At 58.5% G+C, this 23,205-nt stretch carries 21 protein-coding genes; 2 read left to right on the top strand and 19 right to left on the bottom strand.

Features of this window, described 5'->3' with window-relative positions:
• Positions 1–18 precede the first annotated feature (18 nt).
• The 12 genes from mnmA to AACS24_RS15330 all read right to left on the bottom strand — a co-directional run bounded on the left by mnmA (position 19) and on the right by AACS24_RS15330 (position 13,172).
• On the bottom strand, positions 19–1,125 hold the full coding sequence (mnmA, locus tag AACS24_RS15275) for a tRNA 2-thiouridine(34) synthase MnmA (protein ID WP_005353619.1): 1,107 nt from the start codon (positions 1,123–1,125) through the stop codon (positions 19–21).
• Between the two features lie 150 nt (positions 1,126–1,275).
• Complete coding sequence (locus AACS24_RS15280) at positions 1,276–1,779, bottom strand: NUDIX hydrolase (RefSeq protein ID WP_181364195.1); 504 nt, start codon at positions 1,777–1,779, stop codon at positions 1,276–1,278.
• Positions 1,780–1,877: 98 nt separating this feature from the next.
• Entirely contained in the window at positions 1,878–2,756 is an 879-nt protein-coding gene (gene rluE, locus AACS24_RS15285) for a 23S rRNA pseudouridine(2457) synthase RluE (RefSeq protein WP_108571188.1), read from the bottom strand.
• 116 nt (positions 2,757–2,872) lie between these two features.
• Entirely contained in the window at positions 2,873–3,640 is a 768-nt protein-coding gene (locus tag AACS24_RS15290) for a PTS sugar transporter subunit IIA (RefSeq protein ID WP_108571189.1), read from the bottom strand.
• Entirely contained in the window at positions 3,640–3,945 is a 306-nt protein-coding gene (locus AACS24_RS15295) for a PTS fructose transporter subunit IIB (protein WP_033114409.1), read from the bottom strand. The genes AACS24_RS15290 and AACS24_RS15295 overlap by 1 nt, the downstream gene beginning before the upstream one ends.
• Before the next feature lie 206 nt (positions 3,946–4,151).
• Complete coding sequence (uhpT, locus tag AACS24_RS15300; RefSeq protein ID WP_033114408.1) at positions 4,152–5,558, bottom strand: hexose-6-phosphate:phosphate antiporter; 1,407 nt, start codon at positions 5,556–5,558, stop codon at positions 4,152–4,154.
• 526 nt (positions 5,559–6,084) lie between these two features.
• A complete protein-coding gene (locus tag AACS24_RS15305; protein ID WP_019446857.1) occupies positions 6,085–7,995 on the bottom strand; it encodes a PTS fructose transporter subunit IIABC in 1,911 nt (636 codons plus the stop codon).
• Positions 7,996–8,633: 638 nt separating this feature from the next.
• Positions 8,634–9,158: a hypothetical protein gene (locus AACS24_RS15310; RefSeq protein WP_146181421.1), complete on the bottom strand. Its 525-nt coding sequence runs from the start codon at positions 9,156–9,158 to the stop codon at positions 8,634–8,636.
• A gap of 152 nt (positions 9,159–9,310) precedes the next feature.
• Entirely contained in the window at positions 9,311–10,471 is a 1,161-nt protein-coding gene (locus AACS24_RS15315) for a DUF2971 domain-containing protein (RefSeq protein ID WP_108571190.1), read from the bottom strand.
• A 128-nt stretch (positions 10,472–10,599) separates the two neighbouring features.
• Positions 10,600–11,316: a sugar isomerase domain-containing protein gene (locus AACS24_RS15320; protein WP_108571191.1), complete on the bottom strand. Its 717-nt coding sequence runs from the start codon at positions 11,314–11,316 to the stop codon at positions 10,600–10,602.
• A 318-nt stretch (positions 11,317–11,634) separates the two neighbouring features.
• Entirely contained in the window at positions 11,635–11,898 is a 264-nt protein-coding gene (locus AACS24_RS15325) for a hypothetical protein (protein ID WP_033113193.1), read from the bottom strand.
• A gap of 236 nt (positions 11,899–12,134) precedes the next feature.
• The gene (locus AACS24_RS15330) at positions 12,135–13,172 is read right to left on the bottom strand and encodes a Mal regulon transcriptional regulator MalI (protein WP_005344074.1); all 1,038 of its coding nucleotides are present in this window, start codon (positions 13,170–13,172) and stop codon (positions 12,135–12,137) included.
• Between the two features lie 281 nt (positions 13,173–13,453).
• Here AACS24_RS15330 and malX point away from each other — a divergent pair, with 281 nt between their 5' ends.
• Both malX and AACS24_RS15340 read left to right on the top strand, forming a co-directional pair.
• Entirely contained in the window at positions 13,454–15,025 is a 1,572-nt protein-coding gene (gene malX, locus AACS24_RS15335) for a maltose/glucose-specific PTS transporter subunit IIBC (protein WP_108571192.1), read from the top strand.
• An 87-nt stretch (positions 15,026–15,112) separates the two neighbouring features.
• Complete coding sequence (locus tag AACS24_RS15340; RefSeq protein WP_108571193.1) at positions 15,113–16,303, top strand: MalY/PatB family protein; 1,191 nt, start codon at positions 15,113–15,115, stop codon at positions 16,301–16,303.
• A gap of 13 nt (positions 16,304–16,316) precedes the next feature.
• On the opposite strand, the gene AACS24_RS15345 is transcribed toward AACS24_RS15340, so the two are convergent.
• The 7 genes from AACS24_RS15345 to ascS all read right to left on the bottom strand — a co-directional run bounded on the left by AACS24_RS15345 (position 16,317) and on the right by ascS (position 23,205).
• Positions 16,317–16,895 (bottom strand): DUF3142 domain-containing protein, encoded by a 579-nt coding sequence (locus AACS24_RS15345; protein WP_238567467.1) that lies wholly within the window; start codon positions 16,893–16,895, stop codon positions 16,317–16,319.
• 132 nt (positions 16,896–17,027) lie between these two features.
• Positions 17,028–19,160 (bottom strand): hypothetical protein, encoded by a 2,133-nt coding sequence (locus tag AACS24_RS15350; RefSeq protein WP_146181422.1) that lies wholly within the window; start codon positions 19,158–19,160, stop codon positions 17,028–17,030.
• Between the two features lie 208 nt (positions 19,161–19,368).
• Positions 19,369–20,550: an anthrax toxin lethal factor-related metalloendopeptidase gene (locus AACS24_RS15355; RefSeq protein ID WP_108571196.1), complete on the bottom strand. Its 1,182-nt coding sequence runs from the start codon at positions 20,548–20,550 to the stop codon at positions 19,369–19,371.
• A 3-nt stretch (positions 20,551–20,553) separates the two neighbouring features.
• Positions 20,554–20,982, bottom strand: a complete 429-nt coding sequence (locus tag AACS24_RS15360; protein ID WP_181364196.1) for a type III secretion system chaperone — start codon at positions 20,980–20,982, stop codon at positions 20,554–20,556.
• A 116-nt stretch (positions 20,983–21,098) separates the two neighbouring features.
• Positions 21,099–22,157, bottom strand: coding sequence for a SctU family type III secretion system export apparatus subunit AscU (gene ascU / locus AACS24_RS15365; protein WP_108571198.1), 1,059 nt, complete (start codon positions 22,155–22,157; stop codon positions 21,099–21,101).
• Positions 22,154–22,942 (bottom strand): type III secretion system export apparatus subunit SctT, encoded by a 789-nt coding sequence (gene sctT / locus AACS24_RS15370; protein ID WP_108571199.1) that lies wholly within the window; start codon positions 22,940–22,942, stop codon positions 22,154–22,156. Before sctT ends, ascU begins: the two co-directional genes overlap by 4 nt.
• On the bottom strand, positions 22,939–23,205 hold the full coding sequence (ascS, locus tag AACS24_RS15375; protein WP_033113185.1) for a SctS family type III secretion system export apparatus subunit AscS: 267 nt from the start codon (positions 23,203–23,205) through the stop codon (positions 22,939–22,941). Before ascS ends, sctT begins: the two co-directional genes overlap by 4 nt.

Consider the following 23,205-nt stretch of genomic DNA (forward strand, 5'->3'; position numbering starts at 1 on the left):
CTGCCTTCTGCTATTGGCTCAAACCGGATGGCTGAAACGCTGTTCGATGATGCCGCCGCCCAGACACACTTCCCCGTCGTAGAAGACGGCGGATTGGCCCGGGGTCACCGCAGCTTGCTTCTCGTCGAAGATGACCCGGATGGTCTCGTCGTCGATGGGCTGGATCAGGCAGGGAATATCCTGCTGGCGGTAGCGGGTCTTGACGGTGCAGCGACGCGGCTCGCGAATGGGGGTGCGATCCACCCAGTGCAATTGGCTGGCAATCAAACCATCGGAGTAGAGGCGCGGATGCTCGCCCTGCGCAACCACCAGCACGTTGCGTTCGACCTCTTTGTCGACCACATACCAGGCCTCTTCGGTGGCATCTTTGCGCCCGCCGATACCGAGCCCCTTGCGCTGGCCCAGGGTGTGATACATCAGACCCTGATGCTCGCCGATCACCTTGCCATCCACGGTCTCGATTTTACCGGGTTGGGCGGGCAGGAACTTGGCCAGGAAGTCCTTGAACTTGCGCTCGCCGATAAAGCAGATACCGGTGGAGTCTTTCTTCTTGGCGGTGATGAGATCCAGCTGCTCGGCGATGCGGCGCACCTCCGGCTTCTCCAGATCGCCAACCGGGAACAGGCTCTGACCCACTTGCTTCTCGCTCAGGGTGTAGAGGAAGTAGCTCTGATCTTTGTTGGTATCGAGACCGCGCAGCAGGCGCGGGCGGCCGGTGCTGTCGTCACGGCGCACATAGTGGCCGGTGGCGATGTAGGTGGCTCCCAGCTCTTCGGCAGCAAATTCGAGGAATGCCTTGAACTTGATCTCCTTGTTGCAAAGGATATCCGGGTTCGGCGTGCGGCCAGCCTTGTACTCTTCGAGGAAGTGCTCGAACACATTGTCCCAGTACTCGGCCGCGAAGTTGATGGTGTGGAGTTTCATCCCCAGCTTGTCGCAGACGGCCTTGGCATCAGCCAAATCCTGGGCGGCAGAGCAGTACTCGTCCGTGTCGTCTTCTTCCCAGTTCTTCATGAACAAGCCTTCGACCTGATAGCCCTGCTGCTGGAGCAGGTAGGCCGAGACGGAAGAATCCACGCCGCCGGACATGCCGACGATCACCTTGATTTGGCTGTTGTCTGTCATTAGTCGAAGTTACCAGTTCGTTTAAACGGGGCGTATTCTACCAGAGTTTTGCGCCCCCGGTCACATCTCCATGCCACTGTCCCCATCAGGAACCTTGCGGCAGGAAATCGTTTTTCTTGTGGCGATTGCCAGCGGATGCCTGCTCTGCCCCTAGCTCTGGATAAATGCCTTGAGCGCCGAGAGCGGCAGGCGGGTGCCGGCCAGATAATCCTCGATGCACTGCCACACCAGCGGGCTTCTCAGGGCCGGTTTGCACTCGGCAATCTCCTCCAGTGTGAGCCAGTGGCAGGCGAGGATATCGCCGTCAGGATCCTCTGGATGGTGCTGACCCGGCGCTTTTTCAAGGTCGAAGATGATGGCGGTGCGCACATAGGTGGCCTCGCTGTCGGCCGGTTTATAGAGATAGGTGCCAAGCCAGGCGGTGGGCGTGGCGGTCAGCCCCGTCTCCTCTTTGAGCTCGCGGCAGGCGGCGGTGAGCAGATCTTCACCGGCCTCTACATGGCCGGCGGGCTGGTTGAAGCGGCGCTGGCCCTTGATCTCCTCTTCCACCACCAGAAAACGGCCCTGCCACTGCACCAGCGCGGCGACCGTCAATCTGGCCTGCATGCGTTCGTGCGGCGTTTTCTCCTGCGATACAGGAAGGTTATCGCTCATAAGGACTCCTTGTCTCGTTACCGGTTTGGCCCCCAGCCGGAGCAAGGGGGCTCGATTCTGCGGCGTGCTTTACTGCTTGATTGCCAGCAGGCTGCGCGTTATTCCGAGGGTTTGCTGCGGGCCGGTCGGCGCGCAGTGCCACGGCCGCTACTGCGATTGGCCGGGCGCGGGCTCGCGTCACGGCTGTCGCGCCCTTGTACCTGACTATGAGGGCTTCGGGTCGATTGGGCAGCGCGCGGATTGTTGCTGCCCGAGCCCTGACCGCGCGGTTTGTTTGGCGTCTGTGTCCTGCGCGGGGCTGGCGCCAGCTCGGGGGCGGGCAGGGCGCGGCTCTCGCCCGGGGCCAGACCATCTAACGTCCAGTCACCGATGGCGTAGCGGATAAGGCGCAGGGTGGGGTGGCCGATATGGGCGGTCATCCGCCGCACCTGGCGGTTGCGCCCCTCGATGATCTTGATCTCCAGCCAGCAGGTGGGGATCTCCTTGCGCTCGCGAATGGGCGGATTGCGCGGCCACACCGCAGGTTCATCCATGATGCGTGCCCCGGCGGGCAGGGTCATGCCGTCGTTGAGCTCGACACCGGCGCGCAGGGCAGCCAGCTTCTCTTCGCTCGGGATCCCTTCCACCTGCACCCAGTAGGTCTTGGGGGTCTTCTCCCCCGGCTGGGTGAGGCGCGCCTGCAGCTTGCCATCGTTGGTGAGCAGCAACAGCCCCTCGCTGTCACGGTCAAGTCGGCCAGCAGCGTAGATGCCGGGCTCTTTGATGTAATCCTTGAGGGTCTCGCGGCCCGCCTCGTCGGTGAACTGGCAGAGCACCATGTAGGGCTTGTTCAGCAGGAGCAGCTTGCGATCTTCGGGGGCCAGCTCCGGCTTGCGCGCCGCAACGTGGCGGGATTCGGCTGGCCGGGCAGCAGAGCGGGGAGCGCCATCGCGGGCGGGACGGTTTGGCAGCGAGAGTCGGGAGCGGGCAGATTTCATCGGATAGCGGATTGGCAAGTGGGAATGGCAGCGAGTGTACCACAGGGGGCTGACGGCAGGATGAATGGGAGGGGGGTAAAGAGATCCCGGGAAAATAGGCGGCTTCCGGCCGAGGGTCAACCTAGCAGGTTTTCAATCACGATGGCTTGTCTGGCGGGGGCCGAGCTCGCCTGCAGCAGGGCGCCGCTTATCACGTCGTCCATCAGGGCGCGGGCCAGCCGGGTGAGGGGGAGCAGGGTGTCGCGCCCGCAGCCGGTCGGCACCGCCAGCAGGATGATGGTCTGCACCGGCCCGAGCTGCGAGCCCCACTCGATGGGGGCCGGGCTGCTGAGCAGGCTCAGGGCGGGCTGGCTTATCCCCTCGCAAAGCACATGGGGCATGGCGAGGCCCGGGCAGATGATGGTGGCGGCGATCTGCTCGCGCCGACTGATCGCCTCCTCCAGCGCGGCTCTGTTGCTGATCAGCTCGGCGGGCAGCAGGTCGATCAGGTGTTCGAGCGCCTCGCTCTTGGTCAGCGGCGCGGGACTGTGGGCCAGCTGGTGCAGGGCGAAGTGGTAGTCGGGCAGGGCGCTCGCCAGACGCAGCTCGGCCAGCGCGGCGCTGGCGGGACGCACCAGCGGCTGGCCCAGCTCGCCGCACCAGCAGGTGAAGGCCATATGGGCCAGCTCGGCGTCGTTGCCCTCGATCTGCAGCTGGCAGAGATCGCCGGGCTGGGTGGCGAGGGTGAGCAGGGAGAGCTGATTGCTGGCGATAACCGTCTGGCGCCGGGTGAGGTTGGCGCAGCGAATGCAGGATTTGAACATCCCCGCCAGCCGGCTCAGCTGTTTGGTGCGGGCAATGCTCATCCCCTGATGGCAGTAGAAGGTGATCTCGCGGCTTAGCATCAGCTGGGCCGGGGCAGTGATCTCAGCACCGCCTGCGCATCGAGCAACACGGTTTCGAGGCTCACCCGATGGATATGGCAGCCGAGGAAACGCTCCTTCTGCTCGATGTCGATGTCGGAGGCGATCAGCACCAGATCGGCGCTGGCGATGTCGCGGGCGGTGAGGGAGTTCTCCATCCCCATGGCGCCCTGGGTTTCGACCTTGATCTTGAGGCCGAGGGCGGCGGCGGCTTTTTGCAGCGCTTCGGCTGCCATATAGGTGTGGGCGATGCCGGTCGGGCAGGCGGTGACGGCAATGATCTTCATTGGCTCTGAACTGTGCGAAACGGGGGGCCAACAAGATAACGCCGGCGGGGATTTTTTGCCAAAAGCCCCGGCCAAAAGTGGGATCTCGATAGGGCTTTGGGCCACAAAAATGGCGGAAAAGGGCCACTTGAGTATTTAGTTTGGCTAAACAAAAAGGGCTACCCGTGTGGGTAGCCCTGAACAATCTGCGTCTGTTGTTATGGCTATCAGGCGGTCTGGGTTGCCAGTTCGGCGGCTTTCAGCTCGCGCTTGATGCGGCGGATCTTGCGCTCTTCGGCAATCGCCACGCAGGCCATCAGTACCAGACAGGCGGCTGCTGCCATGTCCAGCGCCGCGAAGGTGCCGCTCCAGCCGGTCAGGCCGAAGATGGGGGTGCCATCGGCAATCATGCCCAGACCCAGCTTGGCGAAGCTGTCACCGATGAGGTAGGCGAAGGTGCCCTTGACGCCATCGGCCACGCTGATGCCCTGCTTGGGCACGAAGCCCACGGCGGCCACGCCGATCAGCAGCTGCGGACCAAACACCAGGAAGCCCAGGGTGAACAGGGAGCCCAGGAACATGAACTGGGTGGTGGCGTGCTGGTAGAGACCCAGGGTGGCGATAATGAGCGCCAGTGCCACGCAGGCAACCAGACCACGACGGCCGTTGGCCAGATCGGAGAGGTAGCCCCACATCAGGGTGCCGACCAGAGCGCCCACTTCAAAGAAGGTAAAGCCCTGAATAGCCACGTCTTTGGAGAAGCCCAGCTCCTGGTGGGCATAGACGGTGGACCACTGATCGATACCGATACGCACCACATAGAGGAAGATGTTGGCAAAGCAGAGCAGCCAGATCACCTTGTTCAGCAGTACGTACTTCACGAAGATCTGACCCTTGGTCAGCTTCTGCTCCTCGGTGGCGATATCTTCTTCGCTCGCCACTTCGTCAAACAGCTCTTCCACCTTGCCAAGGCCGTAGGCTTCCGGCGAGTCGCTACCAAAGCGCAGGCCGATAAAGCCGACGATCAGCGCAATGATGGAGGGGAAGATGAACATGCCGAGCACGTGGCCATCGAACAGGTAGTTGGCACCAAACAGCGCCACACCGGCCGCACCGGCACCGCCCACGTTATGGGAGAGGTTCCACATACCGAGATAGGTGCCGCGCTTGTTGCGGGGGGTCCACTTGGTGATGGTGGAGTAGCTGCAGGAGCCGCCACAGCTCTGGAAGAAGCCGCTCAGGGCGTAGAAGAAGATCATGAAGTAGAGGCTGAAGCCGGTGCCGCCCATGCTGGCACTGAAGCCCAGCATGCACAGAGCGGAGAGGATCAGCATCAGCGGCAGGAACTGCTTGGTGTTCTTGCCGTCGGCATAGTAGGAGACGATGGTCTTGCCCACCCCGTAGGTGATGGAGAAGCCAAGGCCGATCATGCCGAGCTCGGTCATGGAGAGACCGTAGGACTGGATCATGTCATTCTGCGCAATGTTGAAGTTCTTGCGGATCAGATACATGGTCAGATAGCCAATAAATACAACCAGATAGGATTGCATAAACGGCTTGAACCAGAGTTTGCGCCGGGCTTCTACCGGCAGGTCGAGGGTGGGGACCCGGACCTGTTCAAGAAATTTCAACATTTTCGTTCATCCTCTGCGAGATAGACGCTATTCCGCCGCGCCCCTTGCGTTGTTGTGCAGTTATGGGAGGTCACGCCACGGAAAGGGGGCAAAAGGGGGCCGGTTGGCCTGCTTCTGCCCGTGTAAACCCGGGCCCGCTGCCGAAGGACGGGGCATTTCGCCCGTCGTGGTGCGGGTCACGACATCAGGTGGGGTGACTCTAATCAGGGGCGGAAAAAATGGCTTGAGAGCCATCCCTAGGGCAATTAGGAAAATTTCCTAGTTTTTGCGATTTCGCGGGCAAAGCGTGAGTGCAATCACAGAGCTGACCCTGGATTGGCGATATTTCCGCCGGTATCGGGGTGGGAGGAGAGGGAATGGCGCGGGAAACGAGGCGCTGCTTTGGCGTGGCAAGAGAGGGGGCGATAAAGAGGGTGTTGAGGCCGACAAGGAAAAGATAAGGAAAAGACAAGGAAAAAGCAGAGGCCACCCCGGGGTGGCCTCATTGTTATGGTTCGCGAGCGTTTGTGGCTCGGGGAGGAAGAACTCAGGCCGCCTTGGCCAGGGTTACCTCGTCACTCTTTTTTACCCGCAGCTTTTTCAGGGCAACCGCTACCACGCCGGTGACGATGGCACCGCAGATCATGCAGAGCAGGGCCAGCAGCGGCTTGTTGACGGCACCCAGCAGGGCCACGATGGGGCCACCGTGGGCAACGCTGTTGGTGATGCCGAACAGGAAGGCCATCACAGCGGCGGTCATGCTGCCCAGCACGTTGGCCGGAATGACGGCCAGCGGGTCACGGGCGGCGAACGGAATCGCACCTTCGGAGATACCCACCAGACCCATGGCACCGGCGGCTTTGCCCGCTTCGATCTCGGACTCGTCGAAGATGCCGAGCTTGCGACCGAGCACGGTAGCCAGCGACATGCCAAGAGGCGCAGCCGGGATGGCGCAGGCCATGGCCCCCATGAACTGGGTCTGACCGGAGGCGATCATGCCGACGGAGAAGAGGAAGGCCACCTTGTTGACCGGGCCACCCATATCAAAGCCGGCCATACCACCCAGCACGATACCCAGCAGCACCAGACTGCCACCGCTCATGGAGAGCAGCATGGCGTTGAGGCCAGTCATCATGTCGGCAATCGGGGCGCCGATGATGAAGATGAATACCGCAGCGATAAAGAGCGACCCGACGATGGGGGCAATCAGGATCGGCACCAGCGGTTGCACCATCTTGTGGTACTGACGGGTGGCAATCCAGCGCACCAGATAGCCGACCAACAGGCCCGCAATGATGGCACCGATAAAGCCGGTACCGGCGTCAGCGCCGTAGAAGCTGCCGTTGTTGGCGATCCAGCCGCCGATAAAGCCCGGTGCCAGTGCCGGACGATCACCGATGGCGTAGGCGATATAGCCCGCCAGAATGGGGATCATCAGGGTGAAGGCGGCCACGCCCACGTTGAGGATCTGGTTCCACATGCTCCCTTCCGGGATCTGCATGCCGCTCGGAGTCGGGTTGCCGCCGATGGCCAGTGACAGGGCGATCAGCAGACCACCGGTCACCACGAACGGGATCATGTGCGATACGCCGTTCATCAGGTAGCGATAGAGATCCGAGCTGCCGCCGCTGGCGCGCTTCTCGTCACCCTTCTTCTCATCCTTGTCTGCCACATAGGCGGGGGCTTTCAGGGCCTGCTCAATCAGACCCTTGCCATCCTTGATGGGGGCTTTTACGCCGGTCTTGATGAGGGGTTTGCCGGCAAAGCGGGCCATGTCCACCTGCTTGTCGCAGGCCACCACGATGGCTGCGGCGCGGGCGATCTCGTCCGCAGTCGGGCTGTTCTTGACGCCGATGGAGCCGTTGGTCTCCACCTTCACCTCATAACCCAGCTCCTTGGCGGCGCGCTCCAGCGACTCGGCCGCCAGATAGGTGTGGGCGATACCGGCCGGGCAACCGGTGACACCGATGATCAGCCCCTTGTTAGCCGCAGGTGCGGCAGCCGCTTCCTCTTTCTTGGCCAGCAGCAGTGCCAGCGCATCGGCCGGGGTTTTGGCTGCCAGCAGGGCATCGATAAAGCCCTCTTCAATCAGCTTGGCGGAGAGCTCGGCCAGCACCTCGATATGGTGGTTGGCGCCACCGGCCGGGGAGGCAATCATGAAGAACAGTTTGGACGGCTTGCCATCTTCGGCGCCGTAGTCGATGCCGTTGCGGCTGATGCCGATGGCGACGGCCGGGGTGCTGACAGCCGCACTCTTGGCGTGGGGCAGGGCAACACCCTCTTCAAAGCCGGTGTTGTCCAGCTCTTCACGGGCCCACAGATCCTTGACGAACTGCTGCTCGTCACTGACCTTGCCTTGCGCGACCAGCAGGCGGGCCATCTCGGTGAAGACCTCCTCCTTGCGTGTCGCTTTCAAATCGAGATTGATCAGATGTTCATTGATCAAGGTGGTTATCATGGCGCTCTCCCCGCTCCGTTGCCGGAGCCTGTTGGCATGCCGCCCTTGCTGGGCGGCATGCAGACAAAATTGACCCGACTATTATCGCGCCGGGGGAGAGGTCACCCTATCGGACAAATGTGCGAATAACTGGATTTTTGTGCGCCATCACCTTGAGTGTGACCCTGATCGCAAAGCTGAACAGCTGCTGAAACGGGGGCGGATTGAATCGCTCATATTTTTATTGATGATTAAAATCAATTAGTTGTGTTTGTTCGTGGTTCAGCGATTTGGCCATGCGGTGAGTTTTTACTCAGCGAATGGGAGCACTCTTTCTATAAATTTGTGAGGTGATAAACGGCTGCGAGATGTGAGCCAACGCACAGAAATGGCCCCGCTGGCGGGAAGCGAGGGGCGGGCGCAGGGGAGGTGCGAGCAGAACAAGCTGGATAAATGGGTTGCACCATCAGTGCCAGACAGCTCACCACAACGGGCAAGAAAAACCACAGCCATAGACGCACCGTAGGGTGCAATGAACAGAGTGAATTGCACCGCCTGTTTGGGCAGGCTGGGTGGTGGCAAAGATAGAGGTGCAATGCGCTGCGCTTATTGCACCCTACTGGATTAAGGTGACCGGATGAATACCTGAATACTCGAATCTATGGACTGTCTTGGAGCGTTTTTATAAGCGTGAGCTGGTTTTTATCAACAATGTAATAGTTTGTGTAATAAATAAAAGACTTTCCGTCTTGACTGTTTTCAACTTTAACCGTTGTGAGAAGGCTGCTATCAATTTTGGGTGATTCTATCCATTCTCCCACACGGATATCAGATTCATCATTTACATCATATGAGCTATAAGCATTAAATACCATATCAAGTACCTTGCCCGTGCGTTTGTTGACAAGGACTTGATCATAACAACCTGATGAACCACATCCCCAGCCTGTCAGTACATATTCACCAGCATATACTGGTTTTTGTGACAAGGCCGCGGTAAGTCGGGTACGGAATGTTCTGGCCAATTCAGAGTCTAGTGAAAGCTTGGCTGGCTTACCTCTATATACAGGTGGTGCCGGGTAGTCTTCTGTCCGAGGTGGAACTTGAGATCCGGTTTCATTAGCAAATGAGATTTGGCTGGATAATCCGAGGAAAAACAATAAGTAAATAACGCGTAATTTCATAATATTTTGTTTTGATATTTAAAGTTGTGGTACCGTTGGGGTAATAAACTAGGTGAATTGCACTGCTTATTTGGTAACAAAATTGTGGCGTCTGGAAGGTCGAGGTGATTAAATGAATGCCTAAATACGCAGCACACGTCTAACCGACGTTTCTATGGTATGTCGTCATAGTTGAACATTTCTGAATCCCAAGTCATACCTTTAAAATCCTTCCATCGTTTTAACTGTCTTTCATAATATGGTGTGCCTACATCAATAACTGAACCCATAGATATCAATTCATTATCTATTATTTTTACTGTTCGAGATGAATTGCAAATTTCAGCTTGCTGGTAAAGAAAATCGAAGATGTATTTTCTACCACCCTTACAGTTCTCTATGCGTATTCTCTCTTCTAGTTTTTTATTTATAATTTCTTTTAGGGCTGCCTTTTCATTTTTTTTCATCCTTGCACCAAATACTATTCCAGCCACTTGGTCAAAATCATAATGAAAGAGGCGTTGATAACTACTATATTCCGACTGACCTGATATCCAGTGATTAGGCTGTAGAAGTAACAATCTAACTTCCTCTTCATAATCCCAGCATTCATTTTTTGTTAGTAGTTGCTGTTGTATTTTTGAATGAAAATGCAAACGCTCACTATCTGATTTGAATTGAAGTCCTGTGTTAAAACTGGGAAGAAGATAGAATGCGTTTATAGGTTCTAATTGATTACTGTATTGAATCTCTTCTAGAGGGAAATCGCAACCTATCAGACTGGTATGCCCATCACTAACGATTAATGAATCCTTTGTTCTATGAGGGCATTGATTTAATTTTTTATTAATTGGCCTATATATTAAGCAGTAACCGGTGTGGCTAGATGCATAATGGGACCACATTAACATATCGCTATTTGATTTTGAAAGAGAGACCGAATAGCCTGCATTTGGTGCATAGAGTGACAATAGAGATGATAGTTGGTTTATATGACTATTTAACTGTTCTAGTTTGAACAAATTAAAATTATTACTCTCGTATGCATGAGAGATTAAGTTTTTTACATGGTGTTCATACTCAGAAAGAATTTTCTCGTAAGAGATAGGACTTATGTTTGATAAGTAATTGGCAAAAAAATCTATATATTCACTATCTTTCCATAGCGCTCTGAGCACCCTTTTCCAAATTTCTGTACTATTTCCAGGGAACTCAAATCTTGATTGCATATCAATTGGGTCGTTTAGCTCTTCACGGGAGGCAAAGTACCATTCATCATAAATAAGCTCTTTTTGAGATAAAAGACCTGGTGAACGGTATCTATATACGTGCATTGATTATCCTGTTTTTATTTTATGAGAAAAGGAAAAAATAGGTTGTATCGCGTATGTTGGGCCAAACATCGTAGGTTGGAGCTAAACGAAGTGAAGCCCAACGTTTACCGCGACAATATCTTAATTGCTTACATCGACTTCAATCGTCCTTGGAAATGGCGGTAAACATCCTCGTTATTAAAGCCATCCACATTCTGGCTGGAGAAAATAAGTGGGGTGACGCCTTGTGCCAGCGCCAGTTTCTGCGCTTCGACTACCAGCGTATTGATCAGCACCATGCCGGAGATGGAGGAGAAGGCGCCGGTGACCTGATCATTGACTTCGCACAGGCCATCGCCCGGCGGCACGCAGTTGTCCAGTACCAGATCGGCCAGCTCCATCAGTTTCTGGCCAGAAGGGTGACGACTCGGGTTTTGCGCCGATTGCGCCACTGAGGTAATAGCGATCACCTTGTGGCCGCGCGCTCTGGCAAGCTGGGCCCACTCGATGGGCAGGGCGTTGCGACCCGAATTGGAGATGACCACCATCAGGTCCCCCGGCGCAATCGGCTGCTCCTCCCACAGGATGGCGGCAAGCCCCGGCAGCTTCTCCAGCGCCGAGCTGCGCAGGGCACCATCGGCGGTGGTGACGGTGGAGTCGAGCACGGCGTTGATATTGCCAAGGCCACCGGCACGGATAAACCCCTCCAGCCCGACCATATGGGAGTGCCCGGTGCCCAGCATATGGATCATCTTGTTGTGGACGATGGCCTCGCTAAACCAGTAGGCCGCCTGCCGGATCCCGGCTTCGTTCTGGCTGACCATGGTAGTGATGCGCGCTTGCAGTTTTTCGACGTACTCAAACATAACGGCGGGATCCTTGTGGATTACTGGAGAGGGGTTTGTGGCCCAGGTGTGGCCAAGCGGCACGCTACCGCCCCTGGACGACAGCCTCCACTCTGCTGCTGTTAACCGGCGATGTGGTGGGAGGGGATGGCGCTATGGTGGCCAGAGCGATCTCGGCAACGTCCCTCCCAATCCCGGTTGCCAAGTGAGCCATGGTAATCAAGGTGGGGGCGATGCAAAACCGGCAGCAGGTAAAAACCTGCCAAGGATCAACAAACTACTTGCTTGATGGCGGGAGTTTATTCGGTTGGTTGTGTGACGGATGGCAGGCTGTAGCCCTCAATACTCCAGAAACTTCTCCCCGCACCGCTCGCAAATTAGATGTTTTACATGGGTTGTCTGGTAGGCCAGTGTTTCACCAAACGCCCAGTTGGTGATGCTGCTGGAAGTAAAGGCTTGCCAGAAGGCTTTGCGCGGATCCTTGGGCATGATGTCCTGGCTGTGATCGCGAGCGACCAGCACCACGATATGGCGGGTTCGCTCGCCACATTTGTCACAGCGATGGATTTCACTCGGCGGATTCTGGTCGTGCGGGTTGCTCATAAAGGGGCTCGTGAAGAGAGTGGACGCCCATCATATTCCTCTCCACTTGGCTCTCAATCTCTCCTTGCCAGCGCAGTGAGCAGGCTCACGTTTTGCGCCCCCTCTTTGCTATTTGGCCACTACAGCCCCTTATTTGCGCGCCGTAACCGTGCGCCTCAGGCCGACTCCTGCTTCTGCGGTTTGCTGGTGAGCGGTGATGATATGGCGGGTGGGGCGAGCTCGGGCGCCCAGCCAGCTCAGGCCGACTCCCGCTTTTGCAGATTGGGGGTGATGATATGGCGGTTGGGGGCGAGTTCGGGTTGCTGCATCCGGGTCAGCAGGCGCCTTGCCGCCTGACGGCCGATTTCGCGGGCCGGTGAGCTGACGAAGGTGAGGGCGGGGGAGGTGAGTTCGGCCTCCGCCACATCGTCAAAGCCGAGCAGGGCCACCTGCTGGCCGATGTAGTTGTCCTTGCCGACGGTGCGCCCGCTTGCCTCGACGCCATAGATGGCGCCGAGCGCCACCTCGGGGTAGTGGCAGAGCACGGCGGTCACCTTGGGGTGCTGGTGCAGCAGCTGGGCGATGGTGTCGGCGGCGCTGCGCTGGGTGCGTTCGCACTCCAGTACCCACTCCGGTTTGAAGGGCAAGCCATATTGCAGCAGGCTGGCGCAGTAGCCGCCGATGCGCTCGGCGCGGGTGAGGGAGTCGGCCCGACCGCCGACATAGGCGATATGGCGGTGGCCCTGCTCGATAAGGTAGGTGGTGGCCTGCTTGGCGGCGTGGGTGTTGTCGGGGCCGATAAAGTCCACGTCATCGCGATAGTAGGAGCGGGCGGCGCACACCACCGGCAGCTCGGAGTCGAGCAGGGTCTCCAGGGTTTTGGCCGCCGCGCCGCGCACCGGATTGAAGATGATGCCCGCCACCCCCTGCCGTGACAGGGAGTGGATGCTCTGCTGCAGCCGCTCCGGGCTGTGGCCGCACTGGGTCAGAAACAGCAGATAGCCTTGCTGCTCCAGCACCTCGCTCACCCCGGCGGTCACCTCGGTATAGAAGGGGTCGGTGATGTCGCGCAGGATCAGCCCCACCAGATTGGACTGCTGGCTGCGCAGGTTGGCGGCGGCGCTGTTGGGCACGTAGTCGAGCTCTTTTATCGCCTGCTGCACCCGCTCGGCAGTGGCCGGCGAGATGCGCCCCTTGCCGTTGAGCACCATGGAGACGGTGGTGACCGACACTCCCGCCCGCTGGGCGACATCGGTGATCTTGGTGGCTTTGGCAGAGAGGGATTTGGGCGACATAGGGCGAATGGACGACGGACAGTTGAAAGCGAGGCCCCAGCATACCTGCTCGAGTACTTAAGTGAAACGTTACATCACCATCTGGCCGATCCGGCTCACAAATTTGGATCCTGCTGCCAGCCAGCCCCCTTATTCTGTGATCCTGTCGGCACTTGTAAGTTGATAAAACGTTTTATCATCCAGCAAAACCTGATGCTGACCCGCGCCTCTGCGTCGAGATTGCTACGAGCAGCCACGGGGAAAGCCGCAGATATTGCTGTCTATTCACAAGGAGCCGTTTCATGGCCAAGCCTCAAGCCAAATCCACTATCTGGGAGTTCCTGCAGAGCCTCGGCAAGACCTTTATGTTGCCGGTCGCCCTGCTGGCCTTCTCGGGCATTCTGCTCGGTGTCGGCAGCTCGCTCACCAGCGATGCGGTCAAGCAGAGCATGCCCTTCCTCGACAATACCGTGCTGCAACTGCTGTTCCTCTGGATGACCAAGGTGGGGCTGGTGGCCTTTATCTACCTGCCGGTGATGTTCGCGGTGGCCATTCCGCTGGGGCTGGCACGGGAAGAGAAGGGGGTGGCGGCCTTTGCCGGTTTCGTCGGCTATGCGGCGCTCAACCTCTCCATCAACTTCTACCTCACGGTGGCCAACGTCATCGGTGATGCGGCAGCGGAGAAGGCCTACGGGGTGAAATCGATCCTCGGCATCAGCTCCATCGACACCGGGATTCTGGGGGCCATCATCGTCGGGGTGATCGTCGCCAAGTTGCACGCCCGTTTTTACACCTACAAGATGCCCGATGCGCTCGCCTTCTTCGGCGGTGCCCGCTTCGTGCCCATCATCACTGTGCTGGTACTGGGGGTGGTCGGTCTGGTCGTGCCGTTTGCCTGGCCCTGGTTTGCCGCTGGCATCAACGGTATCGGGGCGCTTATCTCCCACGCTGGTCCCTTCGGTCCCTTCCTGTTCGGTACCGGTGAGCGCCTGCTGCTGCCGCTCGGTCTGCACCACATTCTGGTGGCGCTGATCCGCTTTACCGAAGCGGGCGGCACCCAGCTGGTATGCGGTCACGAGGTGAGCGGCGCGCTCAATATCTTCTACTCAGAGCTCGCCTGCGCTGACACCAGCGGTTTCTCGGTCTCTGCCACTTCGTTCCTCTCTCAGGGCAAGATGCCTGCCTTCCTCGGCGGCCTGCCGGGTGCGGCGCTTGCCATGTATCACTGCGCCCGCCCGGAAAATCGCGGCAAGATCAAGGCACTGCTGGTCTCCGGCGTGGTGGCCTGCGTTATCGGCGGTATCACCGAGCCGCTGGAGTTCCTGTTCCTGTTCGTGGCGCCGGTGCTCTACGTCATTCACGCCATCCTGACGGGTCTGGGCTTTATGACCATGGGGCTGCTCGGCGTTACCATCGGCAACACCGACGGCAACCTTATCGATTTTCTGGTGTTCGGCGTGCTGCAAGGCACTGCCACCAAGTGGTATCTGGTGCCGGTCGCGGCCGCCATCTGGTTTGCCATCTACTACAGCGTGTTTCGCTTTGCCATCGTGCGCTTCAACCTGAAAACTCCGGGCCGCGAGATTGAAACCAGCGAAGCTGCCCAGCCCGCAGGCAAGAAGGCCGGCAACAGCGGTTACAACGGTGAAATCATCCTTAACGCTCTGGGCGGCGCCGATAACATTCTGGCGCTCGATAACTGCATCACCCGCCTGCGGATGTCGGTGCAGGACATGAGCCGGGTCGATGACAAGGTATTGAAAGCGAACGGTGCCATCGGGGTGATCAAGCTCGACGAGCACAACCTGCAGGTGGTGATCGGCCCGCAGGTCCATCTGGTGAAAAACCAGCTGCAGAGTCTGATGGGGGCCTGAACCGGCCAATAAGATCCGAACGGGGGGCGCAAGCCCCCCTTGTTTGCCTCTCCCAATATGTCTCCTGTTTATGGAGGGAGAAACTTCATGCACGATATTTATGACTTCGACCATGTGGTCGACCGCCACGGCACCTACTGCACCCAGTGGGACTATGTGGCCGACCGTTTTGGCCATGCCGATCTGCTCCCCTTTACCATCTCCGATATGGATTTCGAGACCGCCCCCTGCATTCGCCAGACACTGGCAACGCGGCTCGAACACGGGGTATTTGGCTACAGCCGCTGGAATCACGACGACTTCAAGGGGGCGGTGAGCAACTGGTTTGCCAGCAGCTACGGGGCGAGCCTCGACCCCGAGACGCTGGTCTACGGCCCCTCGGTCATCTATGTGATTGCCCAGCTGGTGAGCCTCTGGTCGGCGCCGGGGGAGGGGGTGCTGGTGCATACCCCCGCCTACGACGCCTTCGGCAATATGCTGGCTGCCAACGACAGGGTGCTGCTGCCCTGTCCGCTTAAAAAAGAGCAGGGGAGTTACCAGATCGACTGGGCCAGCTTCGAGCAACAGGCGGCCCGCCCCGATTGCCGGATTTTGCTGCTCTGCAGCCCCCACAACCCCACCGGCCGTGTCTGGACGCGGGATGAACTCGGCCGGATGGCCGCCATCTGCCAGCGCCACGGGGTCAAAGTCATCTCGGACGACATCCATATGGATGTGAGCTTTGCTCGCTACCTGCCGTGGAGCGAGGTGGCGCCGGACGATCACTGGGCGCTGGTGAGCTCGGGCTCCAAATCCTTCAATATTCCGGCCCTTGGCGGCGCCTACGCCTTTATCGCCAACGCAGCGGCGCGGGCCGCCTATCTGCAGCGGCTCAAGGCGGCTCATGGCCTCTCATCACCGCCCATTCTCGGGGTGCTGGCTCATATCAGCGCCTATCGGGACGGCGCTGCCTGGCTCGATGCGCTCAAATCCTATCTGCACGGCAACCTCGCCCAGGTGGCGGCGCGGCTCAACGCGGCTTTCCCCGCCATCGACTATCGGGTGCCCGAAGGGACCTATCTCGCCTGGATTGATTTGAGCGGCCTTGGCATCGACTCCACCGAACGGATGGATGCGCTGCAAGCCTTGCTGGTGGAGAAATACCGGGTCGCCATCATGCGCGGCGATACCTACGGCCCGGAAGGCACAGGCTATATCCGCCTCAACGTCGGCTGCCCCCGCTCGAAAGTAGATCAGGGACTCGATGCCCTCATCGGCGCGCTGGGGGAGGTGGGGTAAGGGATATCCTGGACTAGCGATTGAGCAAGAAGACGACCTCCCCCCGGTAGTGGGGGGAGGTCGCAAGTTTTGCCTGCCACGAGGGTTCCCACTCGCCCTCCTGCACCAGACCAACCTTGAATGGAATGGTGAGCTGCATCATGGCGGGTAGATAGGAGCTGTAACCCGGTACCGTATGTTTGCCCTGATAGGTCTGGATCACTATCTCATCGACCGGAAGGCTGTTGAGTTGCGCCACATCTCCCGTCTTGGCCCAGTCGAGCAGGCCTGTCACGCTGAGCTTGCACTCTGCAGGCAACACTTGTCGCAACTGCCGCAAAGAGGTGGCGTAACGATCCAGTTGGCGGGTGGCTGCATCAAAGTCGATCTGAATACCCGTTACCTTGGCTCCGGCCTTGCGCCACTCCTGATACAGCTTGACCAGCAACTTCTTGTGATCGGCAGAGAGCGGCAGCGTATTCACTCTCACCACAAGCCAGAGTTGTTCGGTCTGAAGTGGTGTTGGAGCGCGCCCCAGTTTGATAAAACGGGGGCCGGATGGCCTGTTCAGGATCTCCCCCTGATGCAAATAGAGGGTTGTTGCCTGTGCCAAGATTGGCTGATGCCGGGTGGCAGACCAGAGCCAGAATGCGTGATAGCTGCTGGCATCGACACTTGCCTTAAGTGGCGCAGCAAGTGTCGATAACAGAATTAGCAGGCTAGGCCCGAGGGGTTGCGGCATGGTTTACCAGTAGTATTTGAGTGATTTGGCCCATACCGAGTTGCCATAACGCTGCTTGAGCGTGTTGAACCAGGCTTGCCGCATGCTCTTGGGGATCTCCTGAGCGTCACACCCGTTGTTGCCTGATGGTGCGTAGCAGTTGATGGCTCTGTAAAGGGCATAACTCTTGTCTTCGGGCTCTGCTTTAGGGTTGGCCATGACTGCCTGATATAGCTTGAGCCTGCTTGGCGCGGTGGCTGACTCAGGTTTTGGCAATCCCCAAACCATCTCTTTTCCTTGCCACAAATTGATCTCGGGATCCTTGTTGCGCAGATATTCACCCAGGCAGTTGAGTGCATGTCCATCTCCGGGGCGTTGCAGCAGTGTGCCGAGAGTGGAGGCCAAATCACGGCAGTAATAGTCCTGCGGTGTGCCTTCACCTCCCCACTTGAATGCTGACAGGGGCACATCTCCGTTGGGTACCGGTTGCCACGGCTCATCCTTGGGTGGGGTAGCCTCCTTGTAGTCGGCCGGAATAAGTGTCACGTCTTTCAGGAATGTTGCGTAATCCCCTGCAATCAGGTCTCTCACCAGCAGGGTATGCAGGGCGATTTGTCTTTCCAAGGCGCTTGTGGCCTGCCGGGCCTGCTGACGAAGCAAGTCCGGATCTGCCGACTGTTTTAACACTATGGTGCGGATCCGCAACTGAGTGACAGGGCTCTCTTGGTTGAAAATGGCCGCAGTATTGCCGGTACGCACCCACTGATCAGCCAGCATGTTCTCCACAAATGCCTGTTGGGCTTGAGTGAGAGGTGCCGTTACCAGCGTCATCAGGGCGTGCTCTGCCTGGTCAAAAGCCTTCATTCCTTGCTGCGCCCAGATGCGCAGCAACTGGCGGCTGAACGCCAGGGTTGATGCGTTTTGTCCTTCTGTTTTGGGTAACAGCGCCAGCACAGCGTCAAACTGTTGGTTCTGCAGCAATCGATAAGCTTGCAGATAGGTGGCCTCTTCCGTTTTACCCATCTCTTGCAGCTGTTTGATGGCGTCATCGAGCTGCTCGTTACTCCAGTTGCGTTTCTGGTCATAGCCAGTTCTGAGGCCACGCAGTGCATTGATAAACAGCAGCTCAGGCTGAGTTTTATCCTCGTAGGCGAGTTCATTTCGATAGGCGTCAGCGCTCAGCAAAGAGAGATCTATTTCGTTAACCAGCGCCTCAAGTTCCGGCAGGGAGTGGTCAGCGGCTATCGCTTCACTATAGGTATCGCGTAATGAAGCCTGATCACCCGCCATCCAGTTGATGCGTCTGAACATCCCCTTGGTCGAGCTGACGTAACGTCCTTGCGGATAGGCGGCCAGATACGCCTGCCCCTGCGTCATGGCCTGTTTCAGCGCTTCTTTATCACTCTTGGTGAAATCGGTATCACCATACTCGCTCTGTGCATCTTTCACCGCTGCATTAAGGTGTGCTCGCATCACCATATAGCTTGCGGTTTCGGCAACCCACTGCGCTTTTGCCCCTTGCAGAGCCATAAAGCCGGTCAATGCCTCGGAGAAATGACCTTGGTAGAAGTGGCGTGCCGCATCCAGATAAGCCTGCCACTCTTTGGCTGACTCGCTCATTGCGACTTCGGAAGGCCAGGGGCTATCTTCCTGTTGGCCAAGGAGCTGTAAGCGGGTTTTGAGCAGAAGCGTGCGTTCGGTAGATGACAGGTCACTCTGCTCAAGGGCATCAAGAAATTGACTGACAGATTGCAGCGAGTTGGAAATGGCTCGGCCGTAAAGAGCATCACGACCAGCATAGTGTTCCAGCAAAGCCGGGAGCGAGGCGTCATGGGCGGTGAGCCGACTAACCAGCTGTTCACGCAGTTCCGGGCTTTCCATCTCGTCTGGAAGTGGCAGGCGTTGCAGAGAGAAGAGCTCCATATCGCGTTCGTTGGCCGGGTCGGCCGGAAGCATAAAGGGAAGGGAGAGTCGCTTCTTGTCAGCCAGCAGCATCAGCAAGTTGCTCTTGGTGTCATTTTCGGAAAGGAAAAGCGGATAAGCAGGCAATGGACAGTCTGTCAGCCAAAAACTGCACCCGTCTTGGTCGAATGAGGCAACCGAAGGAAAAGCAGCAAGCGTGAGTGCCAGTGCCGAACAGTATTTCAAGATCTTCATAAGAGGCGGTATCCACTATCTGCCGAGTGACAACTCCTTGAATCACGAGCCAAGAAGCCTGAAGCACAATGGCTGGCAATAGTACGTAAATGGGCCGCAATCGACAACCTTGCAGTGGTTGACGGGGGGTCATCAAGCAGATGACAACAACGGGGCCATCAATGATGGCCCCGTTCTTTTGGCGGGTCTGTTGGACAGGGGAATCCTGTCAGAGCGTCAACAGTTGTGCCTCGATATGGCTCCAGTGAGCGAAGGCATTGTTGTCGCCATAAAGACGTGCCAGACCTTCGGCAAAGCTCTCCTCCAGTCCCGGTTCGTAGTTCCCTTTTGGGCCCGCCTGCTGAAAGTAGGCATCCCCCAGCTTGTGATAGTCGTTGTACCAGGCCGCATAGAAGGAGCTGTCCTGACTCAGGTTGGCACCTGTGGTGCTGGCACCTACCAGACGATCGATGGAGTGGCCAAATTCGTGCAACACCAGATTGGCCGAGCCGTGATGGCTACCCACTTGCCATTTGCCAGAGCGGTCCTGCTCCATGGCTATAACAGTCTCTTTGCTGCCGCCGAAGGCACCGACGCCCGGCAGCTTGTCCCACCCGCCACCACCATGACCACGGGCGCTCGTTCCGGCCAGATGGGTGTGGTAGGTGGTCACATTGTCATGGGTGACCCGGATCGTCAGCCCTTCTGCATCGGCCTGCTTGAGCAGGTTCATGGGCAGCTTGGCCAATTCGATGGCAACGGCCCGGGCCGCCTGACTGTCGACCGGGCTCTTGGCGTTGAGTGTGACCATGGTGATGGCTTGCTGGAAGCGGGCCACTTCGCCGGAGTTGAGCAGTTGGCCGATGGTCTCGATATGGCGCGGAGTCAGCATCCCCTTGCTGTGCATGAAAGAGGGGAGCTTCTCGTCGAGCAGGGCGAGCGTTTGCTCGCCATGTTGCCGGGTGATGGCGCTACGCAACTGCTCATGGATGCGAATATCGGGGGCGAGCCCCTGAGCGCGGGTGGCTGAGACGAGCTGCTGTTTGCGCAGGTCGGCGACCTGTTGCAGCTCTTGCGAGCGTTCGCTCTGGTGCCGGGCCCCGAGGGTGAGTTCGTTGTGCAGCTGACGCACATCCGCCACCGTCACTTTGCCGCTATTTGCCTGTACGCTACGCAGCAGGCTACCAGCCTCTTCCGTACTCATGCCATATTCCCGGCTCATGGCGGTGATCACCTGAGCAATGGCGGCGTCCCGGTGAGCCAGCCGATGGCTCTCGACGGAGACCAGCCCCTTGCCCTCCTTGAGGTAGAGGTTGCCATTGCTGGCACGCAGCTCCTGCTGGCTGCCGGCGGAGGATAAGTGGAGGTCACGATAGAGTGACGTCAATGAGGTCGCTGAAGTGGTATTCATGAGTTATCCCTTGATGGCAGACAGCATATTAAGAGAGTCGGGTTCGGGCAGAGTTGGTTGGCACGGCGCAAGCAGTCGCAACTGCCACTCCCGTACCAGTTGCAGGAAGTTGAGGGTCACGCTGGCCAGTGCATCGTCATCTGCGATGGCGACCGGTAACTGCATCAGCAGGCGCTGGTTGTCGGTCAGCCCCATGACGATGCCTCCCGTGGTGGTCAGCAGGCCGTTATAGCTGAGCAGTAGTGGCATCCAGCGGGGATCCAGCTCCCGGTCATCGGGGCGGCAAGCCAGCACCATGCCGGTGTCGATCCGGGTGATTTGCAAGGCGAGGCCATCCGTGGCAAGCAGCAGCCACTCGTCGGCAGAGAGCTGATTGAGCTGGTCGGCATCGAGCTGTCGGGCAAGCCGGGTCAGTAGAGTATCGAGATCCATGCACATCTCTGGGTTGATGATTGTGATGCGCAGGATCGCAAAAAGAGGGATCGGCCGGATATTAACCCGGGTCGCGGTTTTTTAGGTGATGCGCTCTGGTGCTCACCCGCAAGCGGTTACCACTGCGGCCCTTCGCTCTGGCGCCACTGCTCCAGCCAGCGCAGTACCTCGGCGGTCGCCTCGATCTGGTCGGCGGGGATGTAGTTGTTGATCAGCGCATCGCGATAGAGGGCGCGGGCCAGCGGGATGCGCTGCAGCACCGGAATACCCTCCTCCTCGGCAATCTTGCGCACCAGCAGCGCCTGGGCATCGGTGAACTTCAGGGTGACCAGCGGCAGTGGCGTTTCTCCCCGCTCGTAGCGAATGCCGATGGCGATATGGGTCGGGTTGGCGACGATGACCGAGGAGCGCTTGACGTCGGCGCGCATGTTGCTCGACTGCAACTCCTGATGGAACTGGCGGCGCTTGCTCTTGATCTCCGGGCTCCCCTCCATCTCCTTGTACTCCCGCTTCACCTCGTCCTTACTCATCTTGAGCTGCTTGATGTGCTGGTAGTGCTCGAAGGCGTAGTCGGCGATGGCGATCACCACAAAACCCATGGCGCAGACCGCCATCAGCTGGCCCAGCATGCCCCCCAGTACCGGAGTGATGCAGCTCATGCCGCAGCCGGGCAACTGGAGCATCGCCTGCAGATTGCCCTTTATGGTGACCCACACCAATAGGCTCAGGAGACTCACCTTGAGCAGGGATTTGACGAACTCCATCAGGCTCTTGATGGAGAATATCTTCTTGGCCCCCTCCACCGGATTGACATGCTTGATGTCGGGCTTGATCGACTCGCCGCTCAGCAGAAAACCGTACTGGGCGATATGGGAGGCGAGCACCACCAGCGCCGAGACCGCCAGGATCGGGATGCAGAGGTAGGCCATCTCCTGCATCAGGTTCTCCACCACATGGTTGAGCGCCTGGGCAAAGGGGAGGTTGAGGTGGGATTCCGGGATCAGCATCAGCTTGCCCAGATGTTCGAGGTAGTAGTCGGACATCGCCATCAGCATGCCCACCAGACTGAGGATGATGGCGGTGGAGACCACCTCCTTGCTCTTGACCACCTGCCCCTTCTTGCGGGCATCGCGCAATTTTTTGGGGGTGGGCTGTTCGGTCTTTTCGCCGCTCATCGCGCCTCCAGAATGGGGGCCAGCAGTTGCAGCGGATCCATCACCGCCAGCACCTGGCGGTAGGCGTGATCCATCATCAGCTTGATGTAGATGACCAGCAGCAGGCTGGCGACGGCACTTTTTATCGGCATCGCCAGCACGAAGACGTTGAGGGAGGGGGCGAAGCGGCTGATGAGGGCCAGCCCGAACTCTGCCAGAAACATGGCGATCAGCAGTGGTGCCGCCAGCAGGGCGCAGAGCAGCAGCATCTGGCTGAACTGGCTGTAGAAAAAGTTCACCCAGAGATCTCCGATAGCGGGAAAAAAACGGGTCACCGGCCAGCTGGCATAACTCTGGAACAGGGCCGAGAGCAGGGCGAGAAAGGCGCCGCCGGAAAAGAAGAGGGTGATCAGGGTTTGGGTCAGCAGCAGACCGGTGGGGCTGGTCTGGCTGGCGAGGCTCGGGTTGAACAGCGACGCCATGGCCGCGCCGCGCTGGTTATCCACCAGAAAGCCGCTTGCCTCGACGGCCCAGAAGGGGATAGCGGCGACAAAGCCGATCAGCAGGCCGAGCAGCACCTCCTTGGCCACCAGCAGCGCCAGATCGAGGGCATCGATGGCGGGGGGCAGGGTGTCGGCCACCATGGGGTAGGCGAACAGCGCCAGCGAGCAGACCACGCCGTTGCGGATCATCGCCCCCCCCAGCATCTGCTTGCTCAGCACCGGCAGCATGACAAAGCAGCTGATAAAGCGCGGCAGCAGCAGGGTGTAGGCCAGCATCTGGCCCTGCAGGCTCTCGAGGGTCATTGGATCTGCGGCACCTTGAGCAGCACCATGTCGGCAAAGCTGTAGAGCTCGTTGCCAAGCCAGGCGGTGGTGGCAAACAGGGTGATCACCACGGCGATGAGCTTGGCGACAAAGCCCAGCGTCTGCTCCTGGATCTGGGTCAGTGCCTGCAGCAAAGAGACAAGGGTGCCCACCAGTGCGGCCACCAGTACCGGCGGCATCGAGAGGATCAGCACCAGCCAGAGGGTCTGGCTGGTGAAGTGGAGAATATCGGCGTGACTCAT

The organism is Aeromonas sp. HMWF016 (assembly GCF_963878195.1).
Lineage (GTDB): Bacteria > Pseudomonadota > Gammaproteobacteria > Enterobacterales > Aeromonadaceae > Aeromonas > Aeromonas lacus.